Origin of the sequence: Allorhizobium sonneratiae, from assembly GCF_023700755.1 — a bacterium.
Classification (GTDB): Bacteria; Pseudomonadota; Alphaproteobacteria; order Rhizobiales; family Rhizobiaceae; genus Allorhizobium; species Allorhizobium sonneratiae.
The window spans coordinates 231,860-246,506 of the sequence record NZ_JAMKOJ010000004.1; the positions used below are offsets into that span (position 1 = coordinate 231,860).

Here is a 14,647-nt window from a genome sequence, read left to right on the forward strand (position 1 = left end):
ATAGAAGACAGACGTTCGATCATCATGGGGCAAATACCAACGGTATCCTGCCATCCATCTGGTGATCCAGGTTCAATTTGGATCTCGCGACGACCTCAGGATAACGCGTCGCGCTCGCCAACGAGTTCTGCGATCGTCTTCTCCAACATGTCCCTTGCGAAGCCGTCGAGATCGAGCCCCGAAACGACGCTGTAATCACCCTCTGCACAAATGACAGGTACGCCACAAACCAGTCCTTCCGGAATGCCATAGTGGCCCTCCGAGGAAACGGCCATCGACGTCCAGCGTCCATCCGTCCCGTGCACCCAATCACGCATTTGATCGATGGCGGCATTTGCGGCGGATGCGGCAGAGGATGCACCCCTTGCCTCAATGATTGCTGTGCCCCGTCTTGCCACCTCTGGGATCAGCACCTCCTTGTACCAGTGATCGTCGGCGATAATCGTCGACAGGGGCTTGCCTGCAACCTTTGAAAAGGTCCAATCGGCAAACATGGTTGGGGAGTGGTTGCCCCAGACCACAAGCTGGTCGATTTCGCCGACGCCGCAGCCGGCCTTCCGCGCAAGTTGGGTCAATGCCCTGTTATGATCGAGCCGGATCATGGAGCTGACTTGTCTGCGATTAAAGTCCGGAGCATTGGCGATCAGGATGGAGGCATTGGTATTGGCCGGGTTGCCGACGACGAGGATTTTGGCCTGACGTCCGGCGAATTCGTTGATCGCCCTGCCTTGAACCTTGAAAATCTCTGCATTTGCTGCGAGCAGGTCCCGCCGTTCCATGCCCTTTGAACGCGGCCGCGAGCCGACAAGAAACGCTGCATCGACACCCTCAAACGCCTGGCTGGGATCGGCAGTCATGACGATGTTGTGCAGCAGCGGAAAGGCACAGTCTTCAAGCTCCATGACGACGCCGCGAACGGCATCCTGGGCTTGGGGCAGGTCGAGAAGTCGCAGTTCGATCGGCTGCGACTTGCCGTAAAGATCACCATTCGCCAGCCGGAACAGAAGGGAATAGCAGATCTGGCCAGCTGCGCCGGTCACGGCAATTTTTTTGGGAGTGGATTGCATTGCCATTTGTCTTTCCTGAGTAGAGTTGGGTTATTTCCTGGCCGTAGTCCAGCCGGCCTTTGCAAAGATGGCCTTGGCTTCAGAGCCCTGAAGAAACTGCGAAAACGCCCTGGCGCTGGCATTGCTGGCACCACGGTCGGTCAAAACGATCGCTGTGTCGCGATAAATGCGATAATCCGGTTCAACCTCAACAACGTCCGCAAGCGTGGGATTGGCAACCCGCCAGATGTTCCAGATGATCCAGGCGTCGAACGACTTGTCCTCGGTCCATATTTTCTTGGCTTCGGCGCTATTGGCGGCAAACGTCCTGATGTTGGCGCGAAGAGCCTTTACCTTCTCGATGTCGCCGGTGCGCCCCGCCATGTCTTCCCAGAGACCGTTCTGCCCGGCACCGTTGACAACCAGCACCTTGTGGCCCGGCTTGAACAGATCGGTGAGGCCTGTGATCTTGTCCGGGTTGCCTGGACGCACGAGAATTGTCGAGGGGCGCAGGTAGAGCGGTACGACATCGGCATCCTTGATCTGGCCATCCATGGCTTTCACGAAGTCCGACATCATCGTTTCGGAGCCACTGAAGATCAGGTCGGCATTGTTTCTCGCCATACCAATCCATTGTGATGTCGGGCCCGCCGTAACGATCACCTTATCACCGGAACTCTTCTCGAAGGCCGCCGCAGCCTCTTGAATGGCCGGCAGTGGACCACCTGGACCATAGACGTGGATCTCGGCGGCTAACGTTGGCGCTGTTGTGGCAATGAGTACGGCCGCGCCGGTGATGATGGATTTGAGCATCGTGTTTCTTCCTTGTCTGACAGGAAAGAGATTAGCCCCATCCCGCATGAGTTCCATCGCATAATTTCGCTACGAACGTTCGATAAAATCGATTATACTGGAGAATAAATCAAAGGTTGTAATTCCCATGACACTCGATCAGTTGCGCATCTTCGTCGAAGTCGCACGCCATCAGCACATCACCAAAGCCGCCAAGGCGATGAACATGACACAGTCGGCTGTCAGCGCCGCCGTCATCACCCTTGAGGAGCGGCATGGCGTGGCGCTGTTCGACCGCATCGGCCGCTCGATTGTGCTCAACCAGACTGGAGAAATTTTTCTGGAACACGCGCTACAGGTTCTCGCCGAAGCAAAGGCTGCAGAGGCCGCGCTCAGCGACTTGGCGGGTCTGTTGCGCGGGGAACTTTCGGTCATGGCCAGCCAGACGATCGGTGCCTATTGGTTGCCGTCGCGGCTTGCCAAGTTTCATGCGCTCTATCCCGGCCTCAGTCTTGATGTCGGGATCGGGAATACAGAAGCGGTCGCCGATGCCGTCCAGTCCGGGCGGGTCGAGCTTGGCGTGGTTGAAGGCACGGTCGGTCGCCCTAACTTGTCATCGCGAATTATCGCCACGGATCAGATGATCATCGTCGTTTCGCCAGCCCATCCCTGGGCCGAAGGCAAAAAGCTCGCTCATGCGGATTTTGCCAAAGCGACATGGGTACTGCGCGAAGCCGGATCAGGCACCCGTCTCGCCTTCGAGACCATGATAGCCAAGGAGAAGGAGACGTTGAAGCCGCAGGTCTTAGATGTTGCGATCGTCCTGCCCGGAAACGAGGCTGTACTCGGTGCGGTCAAGGCTGGCATGGGGGCGACGCTGATCTCGCGAAGTGCTGCCCAGACTGAACTCGCCAGCGGCCTGCTGGTCGAAGCAAACCATCCCCCGCTTCCACGCCCATTTTTCCTGATCAGGCACAAGGAACGATATCGCTCGAAGGCGGCGGATGCATTCGAAGAGCTGCTATTAGAACAGGCCGACAACCTATCACGGAACTGAGGCGAAGCTGCTCTGTGATTAAGCTTTGAAGTTTGACCGCTTTCGGCGCAGAAGAGTGACCCCGGTTAGTACAGGTTAACACGCTGATCTATTTTCCGTTTCTTCGGCGTGGCGGGGCAGCCTTCGGCGCCGATGGTGGGTCAAATGCCACGCCGGAACACACACCTTAAATCACACCCGATTTAAGAAATGATGCAGTAGGTCAGCTTGCATCCCTGTCCTTCAGCCAAAGCCCGAATTCCTTCACGACTGCGACAACTTTACCCAGCCTGCATCCTTCTTCGGTCAGCGCATACTCCACCCTTACGGGAACCGTGGGGTAAACGGTTCTGGAGATCAAGCTAGCGTCCTCCAATGCGCGAAGGTCAAGGCTCAGCATCCTATGAGAAATGCCAGGTATGAGCCTCCTGAGCTCGTTGAACCGTTTCGGACCATCGATGAGATAGGATGCGATGAGCAACCGCCATCGTCCGCCCAGCAGATGCATGGCGAGCTCAACGGAACAACCGGTGACGGTGTCTTTCAAATTCGCACCTCGTGAAAGCAGGGATAATTTATGTACCTAGATGACATTATTTTGCGTTCTTACATTTTTATACCGTCACAACTAAGTGGGTTTCGGTTCTCGCACAACATGTCGCGAGGTGTTGAAATCCAGGAGCCGATTCATGAAACTCTACTACATGCCCGCCGCTTGCTCGCTCTCACCACACATCGTTGCCAATGAACTGGAGTTGGATATCGAATTTGTCAGGGTGAACTTCAAAGATCATAAAACTGAAGAGGGCCAAGATTATTACGACATCAATCCCCATGGCTACATTCCAGCCTTGGACCTGGGGAACGGCACGATGCTTTTCGAGGGGCCAGCCATCGTCCAGTACATGGCCGATCTGAAGCCGCAATCCGGCCTAGCTCCGGCCAACGGCACTTTCGAGCGTTACAAGCTGCAGGAGATGCTGAGTTTCCTGTCGACCGAAATCCACAAGGGCTTCATTCCACTTCTTTATGCGAAACAGGCGGGCGCCTATCTCGAAACAGCAACGCCGAAGCTGGAAAAGCGTTACGCATGGATCGACAATTTGCTGGCATCGCGGCGTTTTTTGATGGGCGAGAATTTCACGGTCGCCGATGCCTATCTGTTCGCTCTCACAAGCTGGGGGCAGGCATCGTGGCTGACGTCATACTATGATGCAAATATACACTTTGACGACCTTCTCAATCTCAGAGATTGGTATCTATGCGTCAAGGAACGGCGCGCGGTGAAACAGTCCATACTTGAAGAAGGCTTATCGCTGAGCTGAGTTCATCATTTTTCCAGCGCGCTCTATGACCGCTTTTGTCATATTCCTGTGTTTCGGCGTGGCATTTGCCCCCTTTCGGCGCCGAAAGAAGGCAAACTTCAAAGCTTAATCACAGGGACCGGCATAAATGTCTGTCATGTCAACAACTCGCATCGATAGCGGAACTTATGCCGTCGGCGGCGCCGGGTGGATGAACGGCCACGGGCTGGCCTCGGAGCCCTTCTCGATCGGCACTTCGATCAACACCGGTGTGTTCAGTTCCAGTGCCTCTGTCACCATGGCCTTCAATTCCGCCGGAGACGTTGCCCGATAGGTCTTCACGCCGAAGCTATCGCCCAATTTGACGAAATCAGGGTTGGTGAGGTCGGAGCCGATGTATCGGCCGGAATAGGTCTGCTTCTGGTCGCGAAGAACGTTTCCGTAGGCATTGTTGTTGAAGACGATGGCAACCACGGCAATGTTGTGCTGGACGGCCGTTGCAAGCTCCTGAACGCCGAACATGAAACCGCCGTCGCCTGACACCGAGACGACCGCTTTGTCCGGGTTGCCGACTTTCACGCCAAGCGCCGTGTTATAGCCGAAGCCGAGATTGTCTTGGTAACCGCACGTCACGTACTGGCGCGGGCCGTAGACCGGGAAAGCAAAGCGGGCGGTAAAACCCATCTGGCTGACTTCCTCGACGAAGAAGCCATCGCGCGGAAGTGCTTCACGAATAGCGTTGAGATAGTCCACTTGCGGCTGTACGACAGAGAACCGTTCCCGGGCCTGCCGGTTCAGATCCGCAAATTCCCCGACGCGGCTCGGCATTGCCTTCCGGGCAATGGCCTGTGTCAGTGCGGCAGTTCCCGCCGTCGCATCAGCGACGATCGCAACATCGGGCTTCAAACGCACCATTTCCGTCGGATCGATGTCGATGCGGATGACCTTCAGCCCCTTGGGGAGCCATTTCCAGCGCATGAACTCAAGTTCAAGACGGCTACCAATGCCGATCAGGACGTCGGTCTTCTTCCAGTAATCGAATGCCGCCACGAAGTTGAGGTAATTCGGATGGTCGTCGCTGACGACGCCCTTGCCGGAGCGATGCGACGTGACTGGAGCATTCAGCGCCTCTGCCAGTGCAGCGATCTCCAGACCGGCATTGACTGCGCCGCCGCCGACCATGATCAGTGGGTTCTTGGCGTTGGCGAGGATCTCAGCTGCGGCCTTGATCGCATCCGGGTTGATCTTGGGATTTGCAGCAGGCCGCGTTTCAGGAAGATCAACTTCCGGTCCAGACATGCCAAAAACATCCCACGGCGCTTCCACCGCTCCCGGTCCCTGCCGCCCCGAGAGCATCTTGCCGATGACATCCGCCATCACGGCCCCGGTCTGGGACTGATGGTCAATGCGCTCGGCAATCTTGGTGATACCGCGCATTGTCGCCAGTTGGTCCGGCAACTCGTGCAACTGACCCCGGCCCTGCCCGATCAGATGCGACATGATATTGCCGGTCAGACAAAGAACGGGCGAGTTGGCGCCGTAAGCGGTGCAAAGCGCTGCTCCAGAATTGAGGACCCCTGGGCCGGGAACAACGGTATAGGCACCGATGCGGCCCGTGGACTTCGCATAGCCGTACGCCATGTAGCCAGCGCCTTGCTCATGACGGGTATGGATGAAGCGGATCTGATTGCGCCTCTCATAAAGAGCGTCATTGAAGTCGTACATGTGGGCACCAGGGATACCAAATACGGTATCAACTCCATTCTGTACGAGAGAGCGAGCAATGGCCTGACCAGTCGTTTCCTTGTTTGTCATCTTGTTATCCAGTCTTTCTGTCCAGGTCCCGTTCAGGCTGCGGTGCGGCTGCCGATCGTTCCCTCGGCGACGAGAGCCTTCACGATTGCCTTCGCATCGGCTGGCTGCATTCCTGCCAGATTCATCCGGCCAGAATCAGCCATGTAGATCCCGTGCTTGTTGCGCAACGCAACCGCGGTGTCCTTGGACATGGACAGATTGGAGAAAAGGCCGCGCTGCCTGGCGATGAATTCCAGTTCAGGGTGAGCCGACGCAAGAGCGGTCCGGTTACCGTTGATGCGCGCGCACATCTGCAGGAGTTCCTGCCTCCAGATCTCCGTGAGCTCAGCGCTTTGAAGAATAACCCGGACAATTGCGGCCCCATGATCCGGCGGCATTGACCAGTTGACACGTGCCAGCGCGGCCATGTTGCCGTCTGCGACCTTCAATTGCTCAGGGTCCCGACTGACGAGATAGAGCGCACCCACACGCTCGCGATAGAGGCCGAAATTCTTGTCGCACGAGTAGGCAACCAGGGCTTCATCCACGGAATCAAGAATGAGACGTGTTGCTTCGGCGTCCTGCTCAAGCCCATCACCCAAACCTTGATACGCCAGATCGATGAAGGGGATCAGCTTCCGCTCGGTCAGCAGGGCTGCGATGTGCTCCCACTGCGCCCGGTCGAAATCAAGGCCGGTCGGGTTATGGCAGCATCCGTGGAGAAGAATGATGTCGCCAGCGCTGGCAGCACGCAGAGCGTCGAGAACACGATCGAACTCGATCTGCTGCTTGGCGAGATCGACAAAGCGATAACCTTTTACCGCAAGACGAGCAGACTGGAAGATCGGTGCATGGTTCGGCCAGCTCGGCGTTCCCAGCCAAATTTTGGCATCAGTGCTCGCGGAGGCGATCAGTTCGGCACCGAGCCGCAATGCACCGCTGCCCCCCGGCGTCTGAATTCCGACAACCCGCGTCTGATCGAAATCCGGGCCGAAGATGATCGGCTTGAGGAGATCGACAAACGTAAGATCACCCTCAGGGCCGAGGTAACGTTTGCTATCCTGCGTCTCCAGCAAATGCGTCTCGGCAAGCTTTACAGCACGCATGACCGGGGTGTGGCCGTTTTCGTCGCGATATACGCCAACGCCCAGATCAACCTTGTCGCTGCGTGGATCAGCCTGAAATGCCTTGATGAGAGCCAACAGACTGTCGGCAGGCTGCGCATTGAGTTTTTCGAACATGATCTTTCCTCCGTGGGACATGACGTGAATGATATAGCCGACTGGAGGAAGAAAACTTGCAATTTTTCGAATATTTTGCCAATATGATGCAAGGAATTTTCGATTTATCACCATTCAATGCAAGAGATTCGACATGAGGCCCGCATTTTCGTCGCTCGATCAATTTGACGTCAAGCTTCTGGCAGCCATTCAGAAGAATGCCGAGCTTACGCAGGTCGAGTTGTCGCAGATGGTAAACCTGTCGGCGGCGCAATGTTCAAGACGGCTGGAGCGACTTCGTGGAGATGGGCTGGTCCAGAATGTTGTTGCGATACTGAACCCGGAGAAGCTTGGTTTTTCCGTGGTGGCCCACACTTTGGTGAGCTTGCGGTCCCACACGGACGAGGGAAACGCGCAGCTTCATCGCTTCATCGAGACTGCGCCGGAGATTCTGGAGTGTTATTCTCAAACGGGAGACGCCGACTTCCTGATGAAGATCGTCGCGCGAGACCTCGATCATCTTAGCGTATTCCTGGAACGGATGATCAAGGTGACAGGCGGGCTGGCGTCTGTAACATCCAGCATCGTCCTGAAGACATTGAAAAAAAGCACGGAACTGCCCCTGCAGATCTTGCAATGAACAAGCCCCCTCGTCCTTACCGAGTTGTTCAATTGACTTTGTTATAGGTCAGGATAACGGCGTCTATTCCTCGCGATATGATAGGTCGATCAGCGAGAGAAACCACGCCCCATGAGCTTAAGATCGTCGCCGCCGCGACAAGGCCAAAATAGAGCAAGCTGCGATTCCGTACAAACTGCTGCATTGCATTCTTGATCACGACGCCAATAAGCATCACACATGATGATGGGGAGGATGGTGGAAGACATTGCTGTCCGACATCAGCGAGCACCTAAAAGGCATCGTTGAGCAACGTGCGCACGACGACGCCAACATCCGTTATCTCGACGGGCTGGAGCTTTACGGCGCGTTGGACCATGCACGTCTGCCGCTGCCAGATCGACTGCACCCTGATGCCGACACCCATCGCCTTATCGGGGACCGGTTTGCGCCCATCCTGAGAGAAATGATGCGGTTGGTGACAAACAAAAGCTGATCGCCCAACATATTCCAAAGTCGTCCACGCGGCGTCTGCTCTGCGCCATCCTCGTTTCGAAGCAGACACTCCGCTAACCACCCCTTGTCGTCATTGCCTTGAGGTGAGCGGATCTTCCGTTTTCAGGACATCGGAGCGGCGGCTTGAACGGCCCGAATGGGGCCCCAACTTCAGCTCTTGAAAACGGCACCCCCGCCCGGCAGGGTCTCAGTCATTTTGGGTGGTTGCTAACGGTTGCATGAACTCGATCGTCGCGCCGTCAGGGCCAACGACGTAGATCACCCGTGTTCCAGCCCGCGCGCCACCGGCGATCGACTGCGGCGTGCCTTGTGCCTTCCAGCCATATGCGGCGATTTTCAGGAGGAGTGCGTCGATGTCGTCGACCACGAGTGCGAGATGCGCGAAGCCTGGGTCAAACGGCTTGGCCGATGCGCTCGGCCGATCTACGCCTTGGTACTCAAGAAGTTCGATCGTCTGATCCGCCAGCGACACGATCGCCATGCGCACCTGTGCCCCATGCGCACCCGTCACTTGGCCGAGGAACTCGCCCCCCATCTCGCCGGTGCGCAAGAGCCGCGCGCCGAGTCCATCAACCCAAAACGAAAGCGATTCATCGAGGGATGCGACCGCGAAGCCTACGTGGTCAGCACGCCGCACCTGAAAGTTTGATTGCTTGGTCATGCGCTAGGTCCTACCGGCAAACGGGCAGCTCGTCCACTGTTGTGTGTGATTAAGCTTTGAAGTTTGACCCCTTTCGGCGCAGAAGAGTGACCCCGGTTAGTACAGGTTAACACGCTGATATATTTTCCGTTTCTTCGGCGTGACGGGGGGCAGCCTTCGGCGCCGAAAGGGGTCAAGTGCCACGCCGAAACACAGGATGCCCATTCAGGGGGGAGATGCAGCGCTCTCCACGTGCGTTCAAGGCTGCCTGATCGCCGCTGCTGCAGGGCTCCCCGGTGCCCTGTGGCGACGCACGGTGACTGCGGCATCACGCGACCAACATACGTGAGGTGAGAACAGCGTTCGTAGCATCAGCGCGGGATGATCAATGGCTGCCCCGTCTCGCTGGAAAATGATACAACTTTCCGCTCGCAGCTTCTCAGCCTTACACATCTCCGCTACGACGGTCGCGTAAATCTGATTGGTTGGTCCTTAGAGCATCGTGCGATAGCCGCATGCGCGCGGTGGTCTTGGGCGGTGCAGGGAGATGGTTTGGATGCGTGCCTGGGTTCAGGGAAAGTTGATCGCCATGGATGCCGCGGTGCTGATGTGGGTGGCGCATCGTCTTCCCCTTGGTCTTGGTCGCGGCTGGGCGACGGTGCGCGGCGTGATTCATGCCGGGCTGGGCTATGACTGGCTGTCCATCGGAACGGGCCGCTATCCGGTTCGCCCCATGACCTGGCGGGCGCTGCGCCGGCTGGCGCCAGAGCAACCTGCATGGCGTCGGCTGTTCTGGCTGTTTGAGCGATATATCCACTTTTCACGCGCAGAATGGGAGGGGCTGGCCTTGCCGCGCCTCGTCGACAGTCTGCCGCCCCCTTCCGCACCGAGCGAAGCTGCGAACCACGCTGGCAGCGTTCGGCGCGGGACTGTGCACCTCATGTTTCATTACGGCTCGCTCTATCCCGGAGTGGCCTGGCTATCGAAAAGTGGAATCAAGCTGAACTGGATGACATCCGACATCTAAAATAGAATCCCGGGACTTTCTCCGGGAATAGCGAAAATTCATAACAAAATAAATGGAAATTTGGATCTCTATAACAACGGAGGGGGCATAATTTTTAACAATAAGAGCATCCGAGATGTTTACAGAAAGCTACTCTCTGGAGAAGATATTGTCATGGTTGTCGATCGCACCATGGCCACGGGACCCGCAATCATGATCGATCTGCCAGGCCCATGCCGCGTACCTTTGGCGCGGGGGGCCTGGGCGGCACTGCGCGCCACCGGCGCCAACTGGACCGTAACGGCCTGTGAATACCGGCAGGGACGCTTTCACATCTTCCATGAGCGATCGACCGGACGGCCAGGCGATCCGATGCCCGATTTGCAGTTGATCAGCCGACGTATCTCCCACGCTCCGCAACGCTGGTGGGCATGCCATGTATTGGATTTCGTGCCACAAAACTACGATCCCGCAATCGCGGCCAACAGCCGAGATAAATAACCGCTATTCCGCCCCGGTTCGGCAATTTTATGCCCGATTGATAGAACAATGATAGCGATATCTTCGGCAGCCTCAACCAAACCGATTAGTCGCTTGACACTGCCAGCCCGATTGTTTAGCGGCTTCGATAGTTTTTATGCAATCACCTACCATTATTTACCCCTCGGGAGACAATCACCAGTGGATTCAGATGATGATAACTTGCTAGGCTTTACTCGCGCATTGAGTGAGAGTGAGCAGATCGCGCGATCTGAATTGGTAGATTTGTTCAATGCCACGCCAATCCCGAAGGGTGAGCGTCTGGATAACCTTGGCCTGCACATGGACCATTTGGCATTGGGCCGTGCGCTGTTCATGGATCATCTTTATCGGCAAATTCTTGGCATGCCTGGCGTGGTGATGGAGTTTGGTTGCCGCTGGGGGCAGAATCTCTCTTTCTTTCTGAATCTCCGGACACTGTATGAGCCGACGCATTATTCCCGTCGGATTATTGGCTTCGACACCTTCTCCGGCTTCGTGGACGTGGCAGTCGAGGATGGTGACAGCATCTACGCCCGCCCGGGCAATGTACGGACCACTGCGGGCTACGCTGCCTATCTCGAGCGCGTGCTCGCGGCACGCGAGAGTATGGCGCCACTGTCGCACAAGCGTAAGTTTGAAATCGTGACCGGAGACGTGCGGGAAACCCTGCCGCAATATCTTGCAGCCCATCCGGAAACGATTGTGGCCCTGGCTTATCTGGACATGGATCTGTTCAGCCCGACGCGTGACGCCTTGCTGGCACTCAAGCCGCGGCTCGCCCGTGGCAGCGTGGTTGTCCTGGACGAGATCAACGATGCCGGCTTTCCCGGTGAGACCACGGCCCTGCGCGAGGTCTTCGGACTGAACGGCCTGGCGCTGCGGCGGGTTCCGTTCTTGAACGGCCCCGGATATTTCATCGTCGAATAACGAAAGCCGCCGAATGTCGCGTGTTCATATCGTTATTTTCGACCGCACGCCCCAATGGACCATCATGAAGGAGGATATCTATACGAGCCTTCTTCATTGGTTGACCCAGATCGGGCATGTCGTGACAATCGAAGCGCGTTCATTCGAGCCAGACGCACTCAATATCATCATTGGCCTTCAATATCTCACGCCTCAGGAAATAGAGGATATTGCGGCCTCCCCATATCAATTTGGGGTTTTCGACGTTGAATACATCGCCGCTGGCATGGTGAATTTCAAGCCGGAGACATCGTGGCTTTTCGCCGATCAGGCCCGAAAATTTCGCGACCGCTGCCGGTTCTTTTTATCCTATTTTGAGGAAAGCACCCGGGAAATGGCGCGCCTGGGGGTTTTTTCCCGGCGGATCATGCCCGGTTACGTAAAGACCTTCGAACCGGAAAGCTTGATCAGCGAAGACGACAGGACCATAGACCTCTATTTCTTCGGCAATGTCGATGCGCATCGTGCCGCCATTTTGGAGCGGATCGAGAAAACGGTGCCAGTGCTGGTGCAAACGCCCTCACAGGCTACGCCGCTGTTTTTGCGCAATGCCCGTGCAGCGCGGTCGAAAATCGTCCTCAGCCTCGGGCGCGCGCTGCCTTTTACCCATATCGGCCCGATGAGGCTGGTGGAAATGGCGCATCTGCGCACCTTCGTCTTATCTGAAACGCCTGCTGTTGCCCAACCGGATCTGGACGGGCTTTGCGCCTATTGGTCGGCGGCCGAGGATCCGGGCGAGGTGGCCCGGGCTTGGCTTTTCGAGCCCGAACGCCGCTGCGCGCAAGCCGCGGCAGCGTTCGAACGGATCAAGGCGTTCGATCCCCTGCTCCCTCTCTCTGAGGCTTTGGAAGCGCGACAATGACGACCGAAAGCGAACCGCGGAAGGTCGCGGCAATCATGATGATCCGCGACGAAGGCGATATCATCGAGGCGAATATCAGGCATCATACCCGCTTGGGCGTCGATCATTTCGTGATTTTGGATCACGGTTCGGCCGATGCGACGGCTGACATCCTGCGTGCCCTGACTGCCGAGGGTTTGCCACTAACGGTTCTCACCTATGCGCGAGACGCGAAAATCGAGTTGTCGCAGTGGTATGCGGCCCTGTTCGCGCGGGTACGTGAACTTGGCGCCGAAATCATCGTGCAAATCGATGGCGACGAGTTTTGGCATCTGACGACCGGCAGCTTCGCCAAGCTCGATTGGAGTGAGCCGGTTATCACCGCTCCGCGCTTCAACATGTTCGCGCCTCGCGCGGCGGTCGGCTCCTGCGACAGCGCGCCAACGACCCATATCTATCGTAACCGGCGCCCCTTTCACCCCGAGGACTATCTCGGCAAGGTGATTCGCGGCGACCGCGACATCGCATTCGACTATCCCGTCCATATGGTCCGAATTGGACCAAAAGTCGTCTTCCTTCTCAAGGAGATGGGGGAGATCATGATGGCGGGGCACGGAATTATCTCTCATACCGGAGAAATGCTGCAGCCGAAGCCGAATGGATCAGCGATGATCTTCCATTATCCATTACGCAGCTTCGAGCAGTTCGCCAAAAAGGTTGCTGCTTTCGGTGTCCTTTTTGAACAGCATCCCGATCTGGATCGCGGAATTTCCTGGCAAACGCGCTATCTGTGGGAACTCGATGAACCAGGCGCACTGGAACGGGCGTTTCTGCGCTGCTTTCCGGAGGAGGCAGAGTTGCGCCACTGGCTCGACACGGGCGTCCTCGTCCGCGATACCCGAATGGTGCGCGTCCTCGCGGATGGGCCATGCACGTTTGATGCCGAGCTTGAACACCTTGCGATGACGGCTGATCGCGTGATCCTGGATCTCATCGAAGATCTGTCCGCCAAACAACGGACGACAGCGGATCGTGTCCCATGATGTGGTTTAGGTGAGCGTTGGTGCACGGATCATTCATGGGCGGTGACATCACCATCGGTGGACGAAACACTGGCTTTGGCGCGCCGTTGATCAGGATGGCTTTGTTCTCGACGTGCTGGCGCAAAGCCGCTGCAATACCAAGGCGGCAAAACGTTTGATGCGCAAGCTGTTGAAAGCCCAGGGCCGCACGCCGCGTGTGATGATCACCGACAAACTGCGATCCTGTGGTGCAGCAAAGCGGGAGGTCATGCCCGGCGTTGAGCATCGTTCCCACAAGGGAGTGAACAATCGGGCGGAGAGCTCCCATCAGCCCGTCCGACGACGGGAGAGGATCATGACGCGCTTCACGTCAACACGACATCTTCAGCATTTCGTTTCCATTCATGCCCCAGTCGCCAACCTTTTTCACATTCCCCGCCACGATATTCCAACCAATCACCATCGCGAACTGCAAACAGCAGCCATGCCAGCATGGCACCAAATCGCACGCCTTCACGCAGCATGAACTCATTACTCATGCCCAGATGTTGCGCTCAAGCCGGTAAGTTTACAGTGCCATATGATCACTTCAGACCCTTCCCGTACCAAACACCCCAAGCATATCGAACGCAACGGGACGCCGTCGATCAAATGCCAAACCATCTTGAATTTCGATAATGTGCTCGCGCATCAACGAAACCGCTTTCTCGACATCGCCGGAAGCACAATGCTGGACAAGATCGTCGTGGTGGTCATGCCATCCGGCCAAACCGACCTGATTGTCGAAGAGATGCACGATAAGGCTTGTGCGGGCTACCAGCAGCCGAACCTGATCGGCTAGAATGCGGTTTCCTGACAGTTCGGCCATGAGTACGTGGAACCCGCCTGAAAGGTGGATCGCCTCACGTATATAGCCCTGCTGTCTCAGCTTGTGCTCTTGCTCGATATTTTCACGAAGCCTGGCGATCGCTGCCGGGTCAGCAGCACGTGCCACGGCTTCGGTAGTTCCGGCCTCAATCGCTACACGGGCGGCAAATACCTCAACTGCCTCGGCTGCATCCGGCGCCGCTACGAATGCCCCGCGGTTGGGAAAGAATACGACGAGCTTCTCCCAGGTCAGCCGCTGTAGCGCAGTCCCGATCGTCCGCCTGCCAGCTCCGAACGCCTCCATCAGCGCGAGTTCGGTCAGCTTGGTCCCAGGCGGAAGCCGTTGATCGACGATTGCAGCAAAGAGGTGCGCGTAGGCTTCGTCCGCATCATCGACTTTGGGCCGATTGCGGTCATTCATCACGCCTACCAAACGCTTGTTCTGCTTCACTGATG

At 56.8% G+C, this 14,647-nt stretch carries 16 protein-coding genes and 1 pseudogene; 10 read left to right on the forward strand and 7 right to left on the reverse strand.

Annotated features, from left to right (window positions below; genetic code table 11):
- Positions 1 to 95: 95 nt before the first annotated feature.
- A complete protein-coding gene (locus NAC44_RS09230; RefSeq protein WP_250940118.1) occupies positions 96 to 1,073 on the reverse strand; it encodes a malate dehydrogenase in 978 nt (325 codons plus the stop codon).
- 24 nt (positions 1,074 to 1,097) lie between these two features.
- A complete protein-coding gene (locus tag NAC44_RS09235) occupies positions 1,098 to 1,859 on the reverse strand; it encodes a substrate-binding domain-containing protein (protein ID WP_250940119.1) in 762 nt (253 codons plus the stop codon).
- 127 nt (positions 1,860 to 1,986) lie between these two features.
- On the opposite strand from NAC44_RS09235, the gene NAC44_RS09240 reads away from it, so the two are divergent.
- Entirely contained in the window at positions 1,987 to 2,895 is a 909-nt protein-coding gene (locus NAC44_RS09240) for a LysR family transcriptional regulator (protein WP_250940120.1), read from the forward strand.
- A gap of 202 nt (positions 2,896 to 3,097) precedes the next feature.
- Here the strand turns inward: NAC44_RS09240 and NAC44_RS09245 are convergent, their stop codons facing one another.
- The gene (locus tag NAC44_RS09245; protein WP_250940121.1) at positions 3,098 to 3,421 is read right to left on the reverse strand and encodes a winged helix-turn-helix transcriptional regulator; all 324 of its coding nucleotides are present in this window, start codon (positions 3,419 to 3,421) and stop codon (positions 3,098 to 3,100) included.
- Positions 3,422 to 3,563: 142 nt separating this feature from the next.
- Between NAC44_RS09245 and NAC44_RS09250 the strand changes: the two genes are divergently transcribed.
- Complete coding sequence (locus NAC44_RS09250; RefSeq protein WP_250940122.1) at positions 3,564 to 4,199, forward strand: glutathione binding-like protein; 636 nt, start codon at positions 3,564 to 3,566, stop codon at positions 4,197 to 4,199.
- 165 nt (positions 4,200 to 4,364) lie between these two features.
- On the opposite strand, the gene NAC44_RS09255 is transcribed toward NAC44_RS09250, so the two are convergent.
- Positions 4,365 to 5,993 (reverse strand): thiamine pyrophosphate-dependent enzyme, encoded by a 1,629-nt coding sequence (locus NAC44_RS09255; RefSeq protein ID WP_250940123.1) that lies wholly within the window; start codon positions 5,991 to 5,993, stop codon positions 4,365 to 4,367.
- A gap of 32 nt (positions 5,994 to 6,025) precedes the next feature.
- Complete coding sequence (locus NAC44_RS09260; protein WP_250940124.1) at positions 6,026 to 7,213, reverse strand: amino acid aminotransferase; 1,188 nt, start codon at positions 7,211 to 7,213, stop codon at positions 6,026 to 6,028.
- Positions 7,214 to 7,346: 133 nt separating this feature from the next.
- Here NAC44_RS09260 and NAC44_RS09265 point away from each other — a divergent pair, with 133 nt between their 5' ends.
- Both NAC44_RS09265 and NAC44_RS09270 read left to right on the forward strand, forming a co-directional pair.
- Positions 7,347 to 7,832: an Lrp/AsnC family transcriptional regulator gene (locus NAC44_RS09265; protein ID WP_250940125.1), complete on the forward strand. Its 486-nt coding sequence runs from the start codon at positions 7,347 to 7,349 to the stop codon at positions 7,830 to 7,832.
- A gap of 247 nt (positions 7,833 to 8,079) precedes the next feature.
- Positions 8,080 to 8,307, forward strand: coding sequence for an SGNH/GDSL hydrolase family protein (locus NAC44_RS09270; protein WP_250940126.1), 228 nt, complete (start codon positions 8,080 to 8,082; stop codon positions 8,305 to 8,307).
- 207 nt (positions 8,308 to 8,514) lie between these two features.
- Here the strand turns inward: NAC44_RS09270 and NAC44_RS09275 are convergent, their stop codons facing one another.
- The gene (locus NAC44_RS09275; RefSeq protein ID WP_250940127.1) at positions 8,515 to 8,988 is read right to left on the reverse strand and encodes a VOC family protein; all 474 of its coding nucleotides are present in this window, start codon (positions 8,986 to 8,988) and stop codon (positions 8,515 to 8,517) included.
- Between the two features lie 535 nt (positions 8,989 to 9,523).
- Between NAC44_RS09275 and NAC44_RS09280 the strand changes: the two genes are divergently transcribed.
- The 6 genes and pseudogenes from NAC44_RS09280 to NAC44_RS09305 all read left to right on the forward strand — a co-directional run.
- The gene (locus NAC44_RS09280) at positions 9,524 to 9,994 is read left to right on the forward strand and encodes a hypothetical protein (protein WP_250940128.1); all 471 of its coding nucleotides are present in this window, start codon (positions 9,524 to 9,526) and stop codon (positions 9,992 to 9,994) included.
- A gap of 153 nt (positions 9,995 to 10,147) precedes the next feature.
- Positions 10,148 to 10,474 carry a hypothetical protein gene (locus NAC44_RS09285; RefSeq protein WP_250940129.1) on the forward strand — a complete coding sequence of 109 codons (327 nt, stop codon included), beginning with the start codon at positions 10,148 to 10,150 and terminating at the stop codon, positions 10,472 to 10,474.
- Between the two features lie 180 nt (positions 10,475 to 10,654).
- A complete protein-coding gene (locus NAC44_RS09290; RefSeq protein WP_250940130.1) occupies positions 10,655 to 11,422 on the forward strand; it encodes a TylF/MycF family methyltransferase in 768 nt (255 codons plus the stop codon).
- Between the two features lie 13 nt (positions 11,423 to 11,435).
- Positions 11,436 to 12,323: a CgeB family protein gene (locus NAC44_RS09295; RefSeq protein ID WP_250940131.1), complete on the forward strand. Its 888-nt coding sequence runs from the start codon at positions 11,436 to 11,438 to the stop codon at positions 12,321 to 12,323.
- Positions 12,320 to 13,345, forward strand: coding sequence for a glycosyltransferase family 2 protein (locus tag NAC44_RS09300; RefSeq protein ID WP_250940132.1), 1,026 nt, complete (start codon positions 12,320 to 12,322; stop codon positions 13,343 to 13,345). Before NAC44_RS09295 ends, NAC44_RS09300 begins: the two co-directional genes overlap by 4 nt.
- A 64-nt stretch (positions 13,346 to 13,409) precedes the next feature.
- Positions 13,410 to 13,850: pseudogene (locus NAC44_RS09305) on the forward strand (IS6 family transposase); the annotation flags it as partial.
- Positions 13,851 to 13,913: 63 nt separating this feature from the next.
- Here NAC44_RS09305 and NAC44_RS09310 read toward each other — a convergent pair.
- Complete coding sequence (locus NAC44_RS09310; RefSeq protein ID WP_250940133.1) at positions 13,914 to 14,642, reverse strand: GntR family transcriptional regulator; 729 nt, start codon at positions 14,640 to 14,642, stop codon at positions 13,914 to 13,916.
- Positions 14,643 to 14,647: the final 5 nt, after the last annotated feature.

Excerpts from the sequence above, each read along its gene's own strand:
- NAC44_RS09230 (WP_250940118.1), bottom strand. The coding sequence starts at position 1,073 with ATGGCAATGCAATCCACTCCCAAAAAAATTGCCGTGACCGGCGCAGCT.
- NAC44_RS09235 (WP_250940119.1), bottom strand. The coding sequence starts at position 1,859 with ATGCTCAAATCCATCATCACCGGCGCGGCCGTACTCATTGCCACAACA.
- NAC44_RS09240 (WP_250940120.1), top strand. The coding sequence starts at position 1,987 with ATGACACTCGATCAGTTGCGCATCTTCGTCGAAGTCGCACGCCATCAG.
- NAC44_RS09250 (WP_250940122.1), top strand. The coding sequence starts at position 3,564 with ATGAAACTCTACTACATGCCCGCCGCTTGCTCGCTCTCACCACACATC.
- NAC44_RS09255 (WP_250940123.1), bottom strand. The coding sequence starts at position 5,993 with ATGACAAACAAGGAAACGACTGGTCAGGCCATTGCTCGCTCTCTCGTA.
- NAC44_RS09260 (WP_250940124.1), bottom strand. The coding sequence starts at position 7,213 with ATGTTCGAAAAACTCAATGCGCAGCCTGCCGACAGTCTGTTGGCTCTC.
- NAC44_RS09265 (WP_250940125.1), top strand. The coding sequence starts at position 7,347 with ATGAGGCCCGCATTTTCGTCGCTCGATCAATTTGACGTCAAGCTTCTG.
- NAC44_RS09275 (WP_250940127.1), bottom strand. The coding sequence starts at position 8,988 with ATGACCAAGCAATCAAACTTTCAGGTGCGGCGTGCTGACCACGTAGGC.
- NAC44_RS09280 (WP_250940128.1), top strand. The coding sequence starts at position 9,524 with ATGCGTGCCTGGGTTCAGGGAAAGTTGATCGCCATGGATGCCGCGGTG.
- NAC44_RS09285 (WP_250940129.1), top strand. The coding sequence starts at position 10,148 with ATGGTTGTCGATCGCACCATGGCCACGGGACCCGCAATCATGATCGAT.
- NAC44_RS09295 (WP_250940131.1), top strand. The coding sequence starts at position 11,436 with ATGTCGCGTGTTCATATCGTTATTTTCGACCGCACGCCCCAATGGACC.
- NAC44_RS09300 (WP_250940132.1), top strand. The coding sequence starts at position 12,320 with ATGACGACCGAAAGCGAACCGCGGAAGGTCGCGGCAATCATGATGATC.